General features: G+C 37.5%; 11 protein-coding genes and 2 tRNA genes. 5 read left to right on the top strand and 8 right to left on the bottom strand.

All coding sequences use genetic code 11. The annotated features are described in order from the left end of the window. Positions 1-32: 32 nt before the first annotated feature. Together CXF71_RS21290 and CXF71_RS21295 are read left to right on the top strand one after the other, a co-directional pair. Positions 33-108: transfer RNA gene (locus tag CXF71_RS21290), tRNA-His, on the top strand. A gap of 46 nt (positions 109-154) precedes the next feature. Beyond that, a tRNA-Pro gene (locus CXF71_RS21295) sits at positions 155-231 on the top strand. Between the two features lie 725 nt (positions 232-956). Here the strand turns inward: CXF71_RS21295 and CXF71_RS21300 are convergent. From CXF71_RS21300 to CXF71_RS21310, 3 genes are all read right to left on the bottom strand, one after another. Further along, on the bottom strand, positions 957-1721 hold the full coding sequence (locus CXF71_RS21300; protein WP_198559929.1) for a DUF2182 domain-containing protein: 765 nt from the start codon (positions 1719-1721) through the stop codon (positions 957-959). Further along, on the bottom strand, positions 1714-2340 hold the full coding sequence (locus CXF71_RS21305; RefSeq protein WP_101234907.1) for a DUF1326 domain-containing protein: 627 nt from the start codon (positions 2338-2340) through the stop codon (positions 1714-1716). Before CXF71_RS21305 ends, CXF71_RS21300 begins: the two co-directional genes overlap by 8 nt. A 495-nt stretch (positions 2341-2835) precedes the next feature. Continuing rightward, entirely contained in the window at positions 2836-5529 is a 2694-nt protein-coding gene (locus tag CXF71_RS21310; RefSeq protein ID WP_101234908.1) for a TonB-dependent receptor plug domain-containing protein, read from the bottom strand. 275 nt (positions 5530-5804) lie between these two features. On the opposite strand from CXF71_RS21310, the gene CXF71_RS21315 reads away from it, so the two are divergent. The 3 genes from CXF71_RS21315 (at position 5805) to CXF71_RS21325 (ending at position 10551) form a co-directional block, all read left to right on the top strand. Then, complete coding sequence (locus CXF71_RS21315) at positions 5805-6719, top strand: transporter substrate-binding domain-containing protein (RefSeq protein WP_101234909.1); 915 nt, start codon at positions 5805-5807, stop codon at positions 6717-6719. A 58-nt stretch (positions 6720-6777) separates the two neighbouring features. Beyond that, the gene (locus tag CXF71_RS21320; protein ID WP_101234910.1) at positions 6778-9075 is read left to right on the top strand and encodes a hybrid sensor histidine kinase/response regulator; all 2298 of its coding nucleotides are present in this window, start codon (positions 6778-6780) and stop codon (positions 9073-9075) included. A gap of 273 nt (positions 9076-9348) precedes the next feature. Continuing rightward, positions 9349-10551, top strand: a complete 1203-nt coding sequence (locus CXF71_RS21325; RefSeq protein WP_101234911.1) for a GGDEF/EAL domain-containing response regulator — start codon at positions 9349-9351, stop codon at positions 10549-10551. A 200-nt stretch (positions 10552-10751) separates the two neighbouring features. Here the strand turns inward: CXF71_RS21325 and CXF71_RS21330 are convergent, their stop codons facing one another. The 5 genes from CXF71_RS21330 to CXF71_RS21350 form a co-directional block, all read right to left on the bottom strand. Beyond that, positions 10752-13610, bottom strand: coding sequence for a TonB-dependent receptor plug domain-containing protein (locus CXF71_RS21330; protein WP_157826809.1), 2859 nt, complete (start codon positions 13608-13610; stop codon positions 10752-10754). Between the two features lie 208 nt (positions 13611-13818). Next, positions 13819-13926, bottom strand: coding sequence for an ATP-binding protein (locus CXF71_RS21985; RefSeq protein WP_442871944.1), 108 nt, complete (start codon positions 13924-13926; stop codon positions 13819-13821). 168 nt (positions 13927-14094) lie between these two features. Then, on the bottom strand, positions 14095-16644 hold the full coding sequence (locus CXF71_RS21340) for a TonB-dependent receptor plug domain-containing protein (RefSeq protein WP_101234913.1): 2550 nt from the start codon (positions 16642-16644) through the stop codon (positions 14095-14097). 137 nt (positions 16645-16781) lie between these two features. Further along, complete coding sequence (locus CXF71_RS21345; RefSeq protein ID WP_101234914.1) at positions 16782-17825, bottom strand: FecR family protein; 1044 nt, start codon at positions 17823-17825, stop codon at positions 16782-16784. Further along, positions 17825-18454, bottom strand: a complete 630-nt coding sequence (locus CXF71_RS21350; protein ID WP_101234915.1) for an RNA polymerase sigma factor — start codon at positions 18452-18454, stop codon at positions 17825-17827. The genes CXF71_RS21345 and CXF71_RS21350 overlap by 1 nt, the downstream gene beginning before the upstream one ends. Positions 18455-18944 lie beyond the last annotated feature (490 nt).

Genomic DNA, 18944 nt, shown 5'->3' on the forward strand with positions numbered 1-18944 from the left:
ATTTCTATAATATGTATCAGTACACCTCAGTGGTGGCTATAGCTCAGTTGGTAGAGCCCCGGATTGTGATTCCGGTTGTCGAGGGTTCAAGTCCCTTTAGCCACCCCATTTTTCTTACCCCATAAGTTAAAATGTAAAACTACGAAAAAATAATCGGTGATTAGCGCAGCTTGGTAGCGCACTTGGTTTGGGTCCAAGGGGTCGCAAGTTCGAATCTTGCATCACCGACCACTTTTGAGTTAACTCCCCCGTAAATATTCATAAGAAAAACACACAACAAATTACCAACTCATAAACTACTCCGGTGCATACCCTGTACTCATGTAAATCTATAACGATTTTATTTGATTTAGAATGACTAAACCGAAACAAATTTGCCTTGTTATTGAACAACGAGCAGAGCTCTGAGTTGGGAAGAAATTTAATCAAATTGGTATTATACCAATTACATTAATTAAGTGACCTATTTTATACGTAGGAAAAAGTGATAAGTTCAAGGCATTTATTTAACTAACTAGTTGTTCTAATTATTAAATAAATAACGCAGTAATTATTACTTTTAACAAGTAGAAATGATCACTTAGTTTGTGTGATTGGTATTACTACCAACTATTGCACAAAAGCAGCGTATTTCATTAGCATAGCTTGGCTGATTAAACACTACCAATTTGAATTGCTATTGTCTGACTACAATACTGTTTGTCCGTTTTCGTCTGGTAGGCGATTACTTATGCATTCATTTAGATAGCTGTTGTTAGCAATATAGGAGTTAATCAAAAAGTATTTTTGGTTAACTTTATTTATCGTGGATACATTAAGATTAAAGTTTTTGATATGTTTCTGATGAATTGTTCGTACATGTTAGGGTTTCCCTATGGGTCTATTATGTAGAGTTCCTGCAGTCATTATGGGCGCTTGGCTATAGTGTAAATGCTAAGTGGGCTTGGTAAAGTCGTTTATACTAAATAACTTATGCCATAAAAAATCAACGCTACGCCTAATATTTTACTTAGCCTTTCCCCATTAGGTGCTAGCTTTTCAACTAAAACGACCAAGGTTAAAATTAAAATCCAGGTTAGATTCATTACCCCTGCAATGAAAAGTAGTGCCATTAAAAACCAGCAACAACCTAAGCAATAACTACCATGTTTTATACCTAAAGAAAGCGCACCTAAAATACCTTCACGCCATTCACTAGCAATGAGTGATAGAGGTGAACGACATAAATGTAAACAATGCTGCTTATATGATGAAAATTGATAGCTGCCCGCGATAATGAGTAAACTAGCACTGAAGATATTATTGTTACTTATCATCATCTGATTAAGTAATTCAAGATGGTGTAAGGCGAACTGTAAAAGAGCAATGATTAAACTATAAAAACACCAAGTGATTAAGTAACCAAGAGCAAAAAACAACGTTGGTGTATAACTAAATCCATTGGCTTGGCGTTTCTTATTAATACTTTCTACTAGCATAATAATTGGGAGCGCTGATGGTAACATCATACCTGCCATCATAATGGCCCACATAATAATAAGTAGCGATATATCAGATGTTGACCAAGTAGCTACAGGAGCCATATTCATGGTCATATCAAAGAGCATATAATACCAGCTAGCAAATATTACCAGTAATATGGTGCCAGAAATGGCTGCGCGTTCTATGCGAGCAGTAAAACGAGTGCCTGCTCGGGAATTTTTTGGCGTTTTATCAGGCATTAGGCCAGTTTGATATAGCTTTGGCTGCAAAAGTATCTTGATAATCAAAAGCCAAGCTACCTCTGTTAATTTTCAACGCCGAGGTTTTTCCAATAAAACCATCATTCCACATAAATCCACCTTCAGGGTAGCTGATATGAACGCGGTTTTCTTCACCCGTTACAGGGTTAATCAAGGGAGCTTGTCCCATCTCTAAGATTCCGGCAATAGAAACAGTTGAAGTGTGATCTTGTGGATCCATCTCTATATCACACAAGATAGGCCCTTCAAATTCTGTAAACGTTGCTGCTATGGCTTCAACAGGCATGCCCCCTGCTTGTCCAGACATTATGGTAGCGAGTGCAGTTACTTGAGCTTCATTTGCCGCATTGTCTATAAACAAGGCGCCCTTACCATTACCTTGGTGAATCGCTTTTGGCCACATGGCGACAAAAACCATTTTTAAACCAGTAAGATCTAAATCTTGATAATGACCTTTAATTATCTTAAAGCCGAGAATAGCTTCACAACTGCCATCTTTGCTATCAGGAAAGCCCGAAAATTGACAACCACACCCGTGACTACAATTGCAGCTTTCTATCTGATGCATTGACAAAGCCCAAGGATATTCATTAGACATGATCTGCTCCTCATTTTTAAAAATAACGATGAACTAAGTATAGTTGAAGGCTAGGGCGTTAATATTAGTCTGTTATAATTTTTACTGATAAGCCCTGCTTAATAATTTGATGATAGCTATATCTACAAAATAGAAATGCTCTGCATGAAAGGGTTGACCGTAGGGTCTGAATATACCTGGAGCTTTATCATTTGAGGTTGTAGCCCATTGATACAAACAGTTCTTATGTAGCAGTTTTTGAGTTATGACGAAATGTCCGCCCTTTACCCAGCCTGTAGAACCATCTCCCCTTCTCTCGCGCCTAACATAATTTCAAGCACAGATTAAATTATTAGAAACCACTAAGGAATTAATTATGCCTTAACGGAAGCTGCTTATTGGTCATATAAAGAGATGGCACACGGTTAGTTACACGGTACAAATTTCATTGCGGAATAAATTTAGCGGCAACTTATTGCCCGGTAAATTTACATTTCTATTAGACCATTTCCATGACTAAAAATTGTATCCTAGCCTTATATAGTAAGTCCCGCCCGCATTTCCCATCGGGCTATTTTCAGGATACTTTGCTCCCGTCAAACCGCTATAAGGATTAGTATCAGGAAAGTTATTAAACAAGTTTTCAGCGCCTACCACAAAACTATATTGGTCATTATGACCAAAGCTGTAGGCAATTTCTGCATCCAAGGTCAGTTCCGCGGAAGGTTCAAGTGTCAGATTACTATCGCCAACGTGAGCCAGCCAATAATCACTAAAGTAGTTGCCCCGTAATAATACTCGCCACGAACCCTGTATATGACGCCATGAAAGGTTGCCACGTTGGTTTGGCATACTGTCTTCTATCTGACGAATACGTACATCATCGAGGGTCACAGGATTAAAGTAAGTCACTTCAGTGGTATTATAGTTATAGATCAAACTCAGTTCGCTTTGGCCTCCCGCCATTGAGAATGGATAGCTAGCAACAATATCAACACCTTGGGTAGTCGTATTGAAATCATTCACATAAAAGCGGAATGAGCGCAATCCAGAGGCTCCACTAAAACCTGAATCCTCAAGCGCTTGAGCTTGCTGAGCAGTAAGTTGAATATCTGCCGACTGGGTAATTCTATCTTCAAAATCTATTTGGTAGGCATCAATGAATAATTGCAAACGATCCATTGTTATAACTGCACCAACATTGTAATTTTTAGATTTTTCAGGTGTAAGTGCTTCGCCACCGTAGAGCATAGCAATCGCGTTGGTAGGCGGAATGGTACCTCGGTCTATCAATATGCCATTGTCCAGTAACGTTGTAATGTTGCTGATGTTCGATTGACCGGGTGTTGGTGCGCGAAACCCCGTTGAGTGAGTGGCTCGCAGAGCAACAACTTCATTTATTTTCCAACCGGCAGATAATTTATAATTGGTGGTAGCGCTAAAGGTATCGTAATTTTCCCAACGTATAGCAGCCCCTAATAATAGTTCATTGGTGACTTGCGCTTCATAATCAGCATAGAGTGAAATGTTAGACTGATCCCACTTACCTGTAACATTAGGACTGAAGCCAGAAAAACCGTTAGAGCCAATACTAAAACCTTGATCAACGAATACCCCTGGTTGCCAAGAAGCGTCCTCACCAGCTTGTACCTCAAATTGTTCTTTGTGCCACTCAAAGCCAGCAGCTATGTGCTGTTCAATATCGGTGTTGAGCATGTAAGTGAAGTCAGCGTTAATATTCTGCTCTTGTTGAATATAGGTTCCCGGCCGAAATTTTGTTGGACTATCGGGGCCCATCGATGCATTAACGGTGTTATTAATATAAAAATCTGCCTCATTGCGACCAAAGCCAACACTCACATCCCAAGTCATATCATTACCCAATATTCCGCGAATACCGGTTACCAGTGAAGAATCGTTGAGATCACTCCCGAACAGAGGTGTAAAACCACCGGGGAACATATCGTTATAAACAAAACAATTTGTATCTGCAATAACTGTAGCAAGTCCTTCGGTATCATAAATATCGACTCCGCCATTATTGTTGACATCTGTTTGCGGGCAATTTCCTGATGTACCATCAGGGGTTACATCTGCGACAAGGCGGTCGTAACGTTGTATCCATCCTTGCTCATCTAAGTCAGTCCGAATAAAACCATTATCATCAACTATTTGCTCTCTAGTTATGGTGTTGTTATCAATATCAACTAGAAATGGAATTGAATTACCATTGGCATCAACGTCTGCCCCCGCTAAATTCAACGCAGAGCCAAATACACCCCCTCTTGTGTTTGGGTTACGAAAGCTAAAGCCTGTTTCCACTTTACGTTCAGCATAATTGCCAAAGGCATACCATTCTTTGTTGTTCTTTAGATCAAGGCCCATGTTAATAAATGTTTTAACGTCATTAAGCACATCGGCGGATCCCCACGTTTGAGCCGGATTTGCAACGGCGTTGTTACCATTGGCGATTAATTCAGCGGCATCATCTTTCTGTACTGAACGACTAAAGGGTTGTACTTGGCGGTATTCAAGACTGGTATTGATAAAACCATTCGCAGTTAAAGGCATTCCTATGTTACCGGCAAGCTGATAAAAATCACCATCCCCTTCAAACGTTTTACCCAATTTGACATCAAAAGAGCCTCCGTCAGGGGCCTGTTTAAGCATAAAATTCATTACCCCTGCAACCGCATCAGCACCATATTGCGCAGATGCACCGTCTCGTAGAATATCGAGTCGTTTGATTGCAATAGCAGGAATTACCGAGATATCGGGCCCCTGTGAACCATCTGAAACACCTCCACCAATGAAGGATATAACGGATGAACGATGTCGACGCTTGCCATTTACTAGAACCAAAGTAGCATCTGAGGGTAAACCCCGAAGACTTACCGGCCTTACCAGACTGGCTGCATCACCGGTAGCCCTTACATTATAAGAGGGGACAATTTTGCTGATCAAATCTGACATATCACTACCCGCTTGCTCTACTACATCGACAGCAGAAATAATATCAACAGGCCCCAGTGAATCAGTGACTGAGCGACCGGATATGCGAGTACCAATAATAATAATTTTTTCTAGCTCTGCATCTGTAGCCGCTTTAACATGCACATCATTATCGTCATCAGCTTGTGCATGTACCTCTGACAAACTCAAATTATTGAATATTGTTATAATAAACAGCAATAATATCTTTTTTTTCAAAATATATATTCTCTTAGTAAACGTTATTAATGCCGCCTCAGATAAATTTTATTGCTAATATAAACAATAATTAATCAGAAGATACGCTGTAGGCTACACTATAGTCGTGTTATCAATAAATTGCGTCGAACAACTAATAAGCACTATTTTCAGTTTACTAATGGATAGTCATGATTTAAAAAGTTAGAGTTTACGTATTGATGACCTATTTATAGATATTTAATCCCCCTTTCGATTGGCAAGAGATTAAAAACTTTGATATACCGGAGATTTTTGTGAAAGCATATTTGGCGCTACTAGCATTATTATATTTACCTTCATCTTATTGCTCCGCCGTTGAAAGTAATATTCCATTATTAGCCATTGAAGGGGTTAACTGGACGCGCGAAGAAGTTGCCTATATTAAAGCGATGAATCAAAAGGGCAGTATTACCATTGCGACAAAAATTAGTACCGCAGTATATGTCCCCCATGAAGATGGTTCACATTCGGGTTTTCATTATAACGTACTTGAAGAATTTGCAAATCTTGTAGGGATAAAAATTGAAAGTAAAATAGTGACTTGGAACGATTATTTTTATAAACAAGGTGAAGATTTAGCAAGAGTTAAGGTAGATTCCAATTACGCTTATGTGCCTGCGCTCATCGAAGAAGTTGATCTTTATATCGATGGCATAACCGCGCTAGCTTGGCGTGAAAAAATGTTTGATATTGTTAAATATGTCCCTTCTCGTCAAATGCTTATTGCTAGAGTTGATAATAAACCTGAGCAGATTTCAGCGTTGAATAATAAGTCTTGTGTGATGGTAAGTAATACCTCGATGGAGCGGAATCTTGAAAAGATTAAAAAACGGAATAATATCGATTTCAACTGCATTACCACAGATAACTTTGACCGAATGGATAAAATGGTTTCACAAGGCCAAGTAGATTTTACGGTATATGATAGTGATAGAGCCTTTGCTGCTTTGAAAAATTTCAACAACTTAACCATTTTATGGCCAATCAGTGACGTGCAATTTATGGGCTGGGCAATCAACAAGAAAAATAAAATACTTAAAGGCATTCTAGAAAAATATATTAAATATGCACAAGAAAACGCTATCCTAGATAAATATTGGCAACTTTCTTATGGCGTAACATTCGTCGAATATATGAAGGTATTAAATTTGGGAGTCTCAAAAAATTAAATTTAAAAACAAACTGATTTTTTTAATCATTCCTTTAATTGTGGTGCCTACAACATTAATGATGGCAGCACATTTTTTAATAACAGCAGATAAAATCTATGATTTGGAACATGAATTATTAAGCAATAATGTCAATAACATTATCTTAAATAGTGATTCTGCCTATAAAACAATCAGTGCATTAGGCATGGAGAATGTTGCGTTTTATAGAGATGCCACCAAAAAAGGCGTAATACAAAATATTGAAAAAAACCAGACTCCTGGTACATCCGTAGTAATTTTTGATTCAAAATTAAATAAAATTGTATCTTTGGTTGGCAATAAAGAATTGGGACGGTTGATGACCGTTGAGCATATCAATAATATTACAGCACTAAAAAATGATTCATCTGAACACGATTTTGAATTATTGTCGGGCGAAATAATCAGCACCTTGGTGGCGTTTGGAGAATATGCTAACTGGGACTGGGTCATTGTCAGTTTTGTAGATAAAGAACAACTGTTAAGGTATTCCAATGAGGCGATAGCGTTATCATTTGTCATGGTAGGGATATTGTTAATCGTTATATTTTTTATTGTTTACAACTTATCCAACAGAGTGAGTCGGGCAATTATTACATTGGAAGATGGTGCTCATCAGCTTTCAACCCATAATGAGGATGTAAAAATTGAGATATCAGGTAATGATGAATTTACTAGTCTAGCTTCTAGCTTTAATCTTATGTCTACCGCAATAAAAAGTACAGAAACTAAGCTTCGCCAAGCTATCTCTGACGAGAAAAACACTAACCTATCCCTGCTTGATAGTCGAAAACAATATCATGATTTAATTGAAGGCATGCCGGATATCATCACGAGAGTGGGTGTTGATGGATCTTTATTATTTGTGAATAAAGCCGCTACCATTATGTTTGGACTATCGGCTAAAGCTTGTATTGGTAAGTCGGCTTTTGATTTTATACACCCCGATGATAAATTGGTAACACAACAATTTTTTTCTCTTTGGTTAGAAAATAAAAAGAAGGTGTTATTACATGAAAATCGTCAAGTCAGTAGCGATGGTCAAATATTCTATGTGTCTTGGTCACTTCGTCGAGAGCATGACGAATTTGATAATTTAATAGGGTTTGTAAGTACCGGACGTGATATCACTGAGCATAAAAAAAACCTTGAGGAAAAGGCTAAACTTGAAAGTCAACTCATGCAAGCTCAGAAAATGGAAGCCGTGGGTCTGTTAGCCGGTGGCATTGCCCATGACTTTAATAATATGCTAGGTGTTATTATTGGTCATGCCGAACTTGCCCTGCTTAAATCAGAGGGTTCAAGCTCACTCAATTCAAATCTTCAAAGTATAATTGTTGCTGGCCATCGTTCTGCCGATTTAACAAAACAGCTATTAACCTATGCCCGCAAGCAAAGCATAGAACCCAAAATTATCAATCTAAATGATTCAATAGCTTCGATGCTAACAATGCTACGCAGACTTATCGATAAGAATATTGAACTCATCTTTGAACAAGGTACTAATCTAGGATTAATTAAGATAGATCCCTCTCAAATGGATCAGATGCTTGCTAACTTCTGCATTAATGCGTCCGATGCAATAGACAATATTGGTAAAATAATCATAAAAACTGAGAATTTCAGTATCAGTGCCAATTCAAGAAGTAATGAGTTACCTAAAAATAACCTAGTCCTTCCCGCAGGAAACTATGTAAAGTTATCCGTGTCTGATAATGGCTCAGGAATAGACAAAGAGGTTATAAAACATGTCTTTGAGCCATTTTACACTACGAAAAAAGTAGGTGAAGGAACGGGGTTAGGCTTATCAAGCATTTTGGGAGCGGTCAAACAAAACAAAGGCTACATCGAAGTAATAAGCGAATTAAATATAGGAACGACGTTCAACCTATATTTTCGCAGTGAAGAGAAGATGTTAACAGACAAGAATGAAACTAAGCCTGAAATAGACTATTTTGGTAAAGGCACAGTGTTAGTCGTAGAAGACGATGAGATGTTATTAGACATACAAACGATCACACTTGAAAAATATGGCTATAAAGTATTGTCCGCCAATACAAGCAGCCTTGCTGAAGCACTAGCTCGTGAGAACGTTGGGCAGATTGATCTACTCTTGACTGATGTCATTATGCCGGTGATGAATGGCAAGGAACTCGCTGATAAATTAAGTACTTTTTGTCCTCAAATGAAAATTTTATACATGTCAGGATATACAGCAGATATTATCGCCAATAAAGGTGTTATTTATGATAATACAAATTTTATTCAAAAACCTTTTGGCAGTGAAACACTAGCAGCTAAAGTTAAAGAGGTTTTGATGAGACTGTCAACTTAGCTATTATAGCTAGATTGATCTAAGTAAAAGTGCTTTACCCTCATAATTATCAACACAGTGATCCATGATTATCCCTTAAAGGAAGAGTATCGTAAAATCGAAACTGTTTTTCTTTTAGCCAATGAATGTGATGTCTTAGTTAGATGATATCCCTATCGAGTATTGTGTCGAAACTCGCGACAGAAAATGGAATCACATCCATTTACGACTATACTATTTAATAAAGGTATGATTTAAATATACGCATAGCTAACATTTAATAGGAACAAGTAATTGAATACTTTTAACTCAAAGTTAATTATACCTCAATCAATAGTCTATTTATTAGATGATGAACCTCAAGTAATTGAAATTTTAGGACAAGTAGTTGAATTAACAGGTCTAAAGCCTCTCGGTTTTACCCGAGCAAACCAGTTCTTCGAGCAAATTTCTACCTTTGAACAAACGTCAATTTTAGTGCTTGATTTGAATATGCCTGAAATGGATGGCATAGAAGTTATGCGACGCTTATCTTCTATGGATTCACCACCCGCTCTAATATTAATGAGTGGCCATGATACTAGTGTACTTCGTGCAGCAGAAAAATTGGGCCATGCTCATAATTTAGAAATTATTGCTTCGTTAAGTAAACCTATATCACTTGATAAATTTCAGGAAATTATTGAGCATAATATACCTAAGATTAAAAAATATGAGCAACGTGAAACTGCGCGTATTGATAACGACATTAGTAGTGTTGAACTTCAACAAGCGATAAAAAACAATAACATGGTACTTCATTACCAACCTCAAATTGACATCAAATCAGGGGAGCTTTTGGGAGTTGAAGCTCTCGTTCGTTGGCTTCACCCACAACATGGCTTGATAAGTCCTGATCGCTTTATTGCGATGGCAGAACAAAGTGGTATTATCGGCAAGCTGACACATTGGGTTATTGAACAAGCAGTTGAACAAGGGCAGCAATGGCAAAAGAGAGGATTAGACATTCCAGTTTCAGTAAACATATCTGCCGTAGATATTACCAGTTTAACGCTTCCTGAGCATGTAGCTAATTTATTGGAATGCAAGAAGCTTGATCCTACTCGACTTACCCTAGAAGTAACTGAGGGTACTTTGATGGGCGAGTTGGTTACTTCACTGGATATTCTCACTCGTTTACGTTTGAAAGGGCTTGGTCTTTCTATCGATGATTTTGGAACCGGTTATTCATCTCTTTCCCAGCTACACCGAGTTCCCTTTACAGAGTTAAAGATAGATCAGAGTTTTGTCTCCAATATGACAGAAGATGAAGAAGCTAGAGCTATCGTCAGAACCTGCATTATTCTGGGGCATGAGTTAAAATTGAAAATTGTCGCCGAAGGGGTTGAGACTGCTGAGCAGTTCGAACTATTGAAACAAATGAATTGTGACATCGCTCAGGGGTATTTTATTAGTCGACCGGTACCAGGCGAACAGATTACAAATAAATACCAGTGAATAAATCAAGTGAAATTAGCCGTGTTGTTGTAACTTCGATAGTATCTATCTTCTTTGAACAGTGTTGAATATATCTTTATTAACTAACGACTTATAAACTGCCCTTGCCCATATCCTATGACTAGATAAAGCTATAATTGGTCCATTTATACTCTTATATTGTTTTGCTAACTAGATACTTTAGGCAAAAATAAACTCAATCAGAAATCCCAGCCCATACGAAAATAATAATAACCGCCATTAAAACCACTTGGTGAGTTTAATGGGTATATAGCACCTAAAAACCCAGGACTTCGACCTTCACTGTATTCTTTAGGAAATACATCAAAGATATTTTTAGCGCCTAAAGCAACAACTAAGCTATCCGTAATATCATAGGAAAGTTCCATATCAGTAATAACAACGTAATCCACTTTTTCAATGAGAGATACATCATTAAATTGTGCATTATAAAAACTACCATAATAATTAATGCGAACCATCGCACTTATATCTCCTTGCGAGCGGGAGTATGTTAACACGGCTCGATTTTTTGGAATGCCTTCTTCACGCTCTTTAAGTACATTAACATTTGAGATTGGACTTGTAGCGTTAGTACCATCTAGCTCGGTATTGGTATAATTAAAGGCTAATGATAACAGGTCATTTCCACTCATCAATTCAAATGGAATATTAGCTACTAAATCAAAGCCTTGAGTCGTTGAATTAAAATCATTAGCATAGTATTGAATATTAGTTACGTTGGAATTAACCCCTGAATCGATTAATAACTGCTCATCACTTGCTGTTATTTCACTAGCGAATAGTGACAGTCGATCGTCTACTTTAATATGAAAATAATCTAAAGTCACATTTACAGGCCCTATCTCGGACAATATCCCAACACTAAAACTAGCAGCGGTTTCCGGTTTAAGCCCTCCTCCAGAGCGCGCTGCAGCAATGGGGCTCAAAGCACTTACCAGCTGCGAGGTTTGTTGAACAACAACATCACCTACGATAGAGTTTGAGGTGGATATTCGTTGCAGAGTTGACTGTCCAACCGTGGGAGCGCGGAAGCCAGTACTCAATGTAGAACGTAATGCCATTGCATCTGTTACTTGTAGACGTGCTGACAGTTTACTGTCAAAGGTATTACCAATTTTACTTATGTCTTCATATCTTATCGCAAATGACATGGACAGAGTTTCGGTAATGTCTCCTTCTATATCCAAATACACGGCATTAGATATGCGACCGTTTACATCTGCTGTATCAGGAGAGAAGCCGGGGAAACCATTTGAGCCTATGGCTTCTCCATTATTGGAGAAGTCACCCGTTTGATAAGAGGGTTTATCTCCAGCGACAACTTCAAATTGTTCAAAGTGATTTTGGTAGCCAAAAGCAATATTTAACTCCGACTCAAAACCAACCTCTACTGGAAAAGTGAAATCAGCATTGAATACACTCTCTGTTTGAATTTGAGATCCCAAATGAAAATCGCTCGGTGAATTTTCACCTAATGATGCATTAACACTATTTCGTAATTCATAATCAACATCATTGATACCAACGACCATACTAATATCATATGTTAAGTCAGCTTCTTTTTTGTTTAACGAACCTCGTATGCCTGCGGCTATACTGGCATCAGTTATTCTACCGCCAAATCTTGGCGTAAACCCACCAGGAAATCGCTCATTAAAAGCAAAACAATTAGCATTAGCTGAAACTGCTGCTAAAGCTTCAGCATCACCACTACTTCCGGGAATAGTAGGCGTTGGACAATTCCCGGAATTATTATTAGTCATGTCAAAGAATAGACGAGTGCCATTGTTTGGGTTAGTAAAAACACTGGCGCGAGTATTAGGGTTGCGATAAAAAAAACTACCATCGACATGCCTTTGTGCCCAGTTCCCAAATAAATAAAATTGTTTATAATTACTACTATCGCCAATATCCATTTCCATATTGCCAAAAAGCTTAATATTGTTGGTTATTTTGGGAGCGCCCCAATTAACAACAGGATCTTGAATATCATTTTTGCTAATACCACTATCAACTAATTGCTGAACGGCGGGATCTTGAATACCACGAGAGGTAGCATCACTTTCTGAAAGCTCGAATGAAAAATTGGCTGTACCACTGTCACCAATATTCGATCCAAAAATACCAGACAATTCATACTTAGTGCCATCTCCGTCATAGTATTGGCCTATGGCCATTTGAATATGGTTGGCATCTGCACTGTTTTCTAATCGAAAATTGATCACACCTGCTATCGCATCAGAGCCATATTGCGCAGCAGCACCGTCCCTTAAAACTTCGACACTTTTCAGAGCAATACTCGGGATTGGTTCTAGGTCTACCCCATGGGCACCAACGTTTATCCCTGATATATATTCATAAATAACACCGCTACGATGGCGCCGTTTACCATTAATTAATATTAACGTACTATCCGTAGGTAACCCTCTAAGATTAGCGGGTCTAACCATAGTACCCGCATCACTAATAGCTTCCTGATTAACGTTATATGAGGGAACAACATTCGATAAAGTAGATATAATATCGCTACTACCTTGCGATCTTAACATTTGCTTATTAATAACATCCAATGGAGCTAATGCATCACTAGGTGATCGATTTATGCGTCGCGATCCTATAATCTGAATACGCTCTACCTCTGCATTAGTGCTTGGTTCCTCATTTTCAGCGTCAGAGGAGAAAGGACCCGCGGTAATCAAAGCACCATTCAATACATTATTCATTTGATTTTTTAGTTGATTTTTTATCGATACTCTTATTTCAAAGTCCTCCAAATCATTATAATTATTCAGTATAGATGACACCACAATTACCCGTTTTTCGGTTGTGATAGCATTAAGAGGGGTATTTAAAAGAAGTTTATCCAAGGCATCTGCAAGTGAATAAATACCAAAAAGCGGATTAGTAATAATGACGATAGAATCATTAGATGGATATATAAGAGAATACCCTGATATATCTGCTAATTTATTTAAAGCTGTAGCAGCATCCATTGCTGGTAACTTAAATCGGTAAAGTTCAGCGGCTTGACACACCCAAGTATTACCTAACAATAACAGGCAAAATACAATATAAAATTGACTGCTCTTACCTTTTTTTTGTTTTAATAGGCGACTAAACACTTCTATACATATCTCACTGTTCGTTAATTTTTACTCAAAAGTGATCTACTTTAGCGTTCCTATTATGACCATTTTTTGGTTTTAATTTTTCGTTCTGTCTCCTTTTTTTTGATTATTTAAATCAATAGCTATCATTGCTTATTTTAATAATATGACAATGATGTGCTAGCCTGTCAAGAAGTGCTGTCGTAAGCTTTATTTCACTAACCCTGGGTCTAATCAGTAACACTCAATTAGTCTTGATGAACACACGATATTTTTCATAAAGCTTGGTTCGTAAATAGAACTTTAAAAGACTATCGGCTTGACGAAAACAGGCATTTAACATTATTTTCAAATAAAAAAACCCCAGCAAAGCTGAGGTTTTATTAACAAGTAACGGCTAAGTTAAACGCTCTTAGAAGTTATAAGATGCCTTCACGTAATAGAAACCACCATTAAAACCAAATGGAGATGTTTCATAGTACTTACCACCCCAGTTATTATTTGGAATAGCTCCACCAGGAATATCAATTTCTGTTGCTTGTTGATCAAGTAAGTTTTGTGCACCAAGAGAAACCGTAAACGAATCGTTGATGAAGTAGCTTACCTCAGCATCAAGTGTTATTGCTGCATCGCCAGTAATAGCCGTTGCATCATAATCAACGTGAACACCTTGATATTCGCCGTAATAGTTACCACGGAGTAAGAAACTTACTTGATCCCATGATTGTGACCATGTAGCGGTTGCACGATGATTTGGTAAATCGTTTTCTAAACGAGATACTTTAAAATCACCGGTTACGTCAGTGTATCTATCCACCTCGGTTTTATTGTAGTTGTATGCCAAACTGAAGGTTGCATCACCATCAAATACTTCAGTAGCGTAGTTACTGATAAGATCAATACCTGATGTAGTGGTATCAAAGTCATTAGTAAAGAAGCTTACGCCATTAATTGAATCTACATTTGCCACACCAGCTGCTTTTAATGCATCTCTATCAGCATCTGTTAACGTATAACTATCTGATTTAGAGACACGATCTTCAACAACAATATTGTAATAATCAAGAGTAATAAACACGTCACCAATAGTCCACACAACGCCTAGCGTATGACTGAATGATTCTTCTGGTGTTAATTCTTGAGCGCCTAATTGAACCGCAATAGGGTTAGTTGCCGGCAATAAAGCCGTATCAACTAACTTCCCCTCTTTTAATTCAGTTTGTACGTTAGAGTAGTTAGCTTGGCCAACGGTTGGTGCACGGAAACCAGTACTTATTGAACCACGCAAAGAAAAATCATCAGTGATGTTATATTGACCTGTGACTTTGTAGTTAGTAGTACTACCAAAACTACTATAGTCTTCATAACGAACAGCAGTGCCGATTAAAAAATCTTGTGTGATTTGAGCTTCAACATCCACATATAATGCATAGTTTTGACGAGAGAAAACACCCGCTGATTCAGGTTTAAAGCCAGGGAAACCATTTGAACCAATACCAAAGCCTTGATCTGTGTATGGACCCGCTTCATATGACTCAACATTACCTGCAGTTACTTCAAAAGACTCCGCATGCCACTCATAACCACCAGCAACCATTAAGTTGTCAAACATATCAACATCAATATCTTTACTGAAATCTACGTTAAAGGTTTTTTCTAATTGAGTATGTTTACCTGGATTAAAGTCACGCGGTGTATCAAGCCCTAACGAAGGATTTACCGTATTATAAATCACATAACTTGATTCATTCATACCAACTGAGCCACTGACATCATACATAACGCCATTATCTAGTTCGCCACGAGTACCCATAGTGATTGCGGTATCAACTATATTACCACCAAAGTTAGGGGTAAAGCCGCCAGGTAAAATTTCGTTAAAAGCAAAACAATTTTCATCATTAGTAACGTTAGCAATATAATCGTCTTGTGTTATCACGTTACCAGTAGTGATAGCTACAGGTTGACAAGTTCTTGCGTCGCCAGCAGCTTGTGCAATATCACCAATGAGTAATGAGGCACCATCGTCGTTTGAATAAACACCACCACGAGTATGCGGATTACGGTAATAGAAACCACCTCGGACATCACGCTCGGAGAAGTTACCAAACATATAGGCTTCATTATTATTGCCTAAGTCTAACCCTACGTTAGCAAAAATAGTAATATCATCATTGACTTCAGGAGAGCCCCATACTTGCGCTGGATTACCTACGCCTGAAACACCTTCTGCTATAAAACCTGCAGCATCAGGGCGTTGCACACTACGACTTGTGGCATCAGAGTTTTTATATTGAAAACTCAAATTAACAAAGCCGTCTTTAGTCAGTGGCATACCGACATTACCTGATACTTCCATGGTATCGCCGTCACCCTCGTAATAAGAGCCATAACGCGCGGTTAAAGAGCCGCCTTCTGCATCATCTCTTAATACAAAGTTCATTACACCAGCGATAGCATCAGAGCCATACTGTGCAGCAGCGCCATCACGTAAAATTTCAACTTGCTTTAAAGCAGAGCTAGGGATAACTGAAATATCAGAGCCTTGTGCACCATCGTTAATGCCACCACCTAACATAGCAATAACCGAGGCTTTATGGCGACGTTTACCATTGACCAATATCAAGGTACTGTCTGATGATAAACCACGTAAGTTGGCGGGTTTAACCAAACTAGCCGCATCTGAAATAGGATTTTCGTGAACGTTGAAAGAGGGCACAGTGCCTTTTAATAGCTCAAGCATATTGGTATTACCGCCGCGCTTTAATTCTTCGCTGCCGATTAAATCAATGGGTACTGGAGAATCATTTACTGAACGTGGTGCGCCACGTGAGCCAACAACAACAATTTTTTCAACATCTTCAGCTTTAGTTTTATCACCTTCAGCAGCATATGCTGAGACAGTACCTAACGCCATGCTTACAGCTAGCGCGATAGTGCCTGTACGGAATGTATTTGACATGTTATTTCCTTCCCAAGTTTGTAACGAATTTTATAATTATTGTATTTATATTTAGTTGCTATTATTTACGTAAATAATAGCAACCTACGTTAAAGAGTTAGGTAACATGAAAAACCGTAAAGGTTTTTACTTATTTCTTAAATTATAATTTTTTTAGTCAGTAATATTCTTTTTGAATCAATCCGTTCGGACTTAATATTAAAAGAAAGTTCTATTGCTTCAATTAACGCTTCACTGTCTCCTAGATCAAAGCGTCCGCTGATTCTTAAATTGTGCAGTGAAGGATCTTTTAACACAATTTCTATGTCAACATACCGATTAATCTCTTCAATAACATCATACAACTTTTCATTATCAAAAATTAATTTTCCATCAAGCCAAGAAAGTTCACGTTTTATATTCTCGGGTTTGAAGTGCGTTAATTCGGGTGCTTTATTATTTACCGCGATAACTTTTTCACCCTTAGCAATAAAGACATCACCTTCTTGAATTGTCGTACTATTTAATTGTTGAATATCACTTAAATTAGTATTAAGTGCTACTTTTGACATTCTAACTTTACCATCAGTAACGGTGACTTGAATATTGTCGGATTTTAAATGGACAACAAACTTGGTACCTATCGCTTGAACAAGACGATCACCAACATAAACAATAAACGGTCGTTGCGGATCATGGGCAACTTCAAATAAAGCCTCACCTTTTATTAATTTAATTATTCGCTTTTCATCCGAAAATTCTGTCTCAATATGACTATTAGTATTTAAGTGTATAATTGACCCATCATCAAATGTAGCGTCCATCTGCTGCCCTATTGAGGTTACATATGAATTTTTTTCTACATCAAAAGGAATCGCTAACCAAATAAAAACACTTAGAAAACTGATACTTGCAGCCAACAAAAAAGGCTTAAAAATAGGGGTTAATATTGGCCATATAGATACATTTTCCGACGCATTCTCATCATTAATCATCGAGAGTACTTCATCCATATCATTCCAGATATCGGCCATCGCTTTTAATGCTACCTGATGTCTTTTATCTGCTGACAACCAGATCCTTAATTCTTTTTTTAATTGTGCAGATAAATTACCATTATCTAGCCTTACTAACCAAATAGACGCTTGGTCATCAATCGAACTTTTCGTATGAAGTGGAATTACTTTATTACTTGTATTCATTATTTACACTCCTCGCTTGATTGATTTAGCGGTCTCGGAAGCTTAAGTTCATTAACTTCATATCCTTGAGCACAAAGTGACTGTTTGCATTGCTTTAAGCCTTTTGCAATATACTTTTCAACGGAACTTACTGATATATTCATTTTATTTGCTATTTCTTTATGACTTAAACAATATAATTTTCTTAGGAGAATTGCGCGGCGATTTTGTTCAGGTAATGAATTCAATACTTCAATAAAACGCTCAAACTTAAGTTTTTGATGTAGCTCTTTTTCAATAGTATTATCATCGTCATTTTCTATTAAGGCCTCATCAATTTCAGTATGTATATTTTTTGATTGTTGCATTAATTTTTTTAGAACCAAATTTCTTGAAACAACAAACAAGTAACCTTTGGGGGATTCAATTTGTCGTTGAGCATCAGAGCGTAAAACTCTGATAAAAGTTTCCTGCAAAATATCATCAACATCTTGCGGTTGTACACTCATCTTCATAATAGAGCGTACCAAACCATCTCTACATGATTGAAAAGCTTCAAAAATTCTACTATTCGACTGCTTGTTTTTGGGCATTAAATATATCCAATAAAAGGCACTACCACTAAAGAGTTTGTTTACCGCTAAATCCATAAAGATTTATCGATTAAATCGCCATAATAACACCTTTACCGCTAATCGTATTAAAAACAAACAACATCCTTGATATTCAACACGTTAAAAATCTCATGAATATTAGCTGATAGCGACCTTGAAAAACGTCGTCTTTATTACATAAAAAGTTACATGGCTATGTAGTTAACTCAGGCCATCATTGTAAACGTCATCTTCGAAGTCACTGATCGGAACGTAGCATGGATGCTACTTATTAGACAATCCAGGACGCATATTGTCCTGATCCATTACTCTTTAGAGACTGTATACCCGATTAAGACACTACGGGGATGACAATCCTGAACCATGTGCATAGGCATAAAAAGTTATGAAGATACTTTTTGTAATAAAATTTATGGATTAACCACTACATAAACTCTTTATCGGTATTGATGAATAAATTTATTAACATAATTAAAAACTATAACGGTGGGAATTATTTTGGAATTCGAAACTCTTTTATCTTTAG

Source organism: Colwellia sp. 12G3 (assembly GCF_002836775.1).
Taxonomy (GTDB): Bacteria; Pseudomonadota; Gammaproteobacteria; order Enterobacterales; family Alteromonadaceae; genus Colwellia.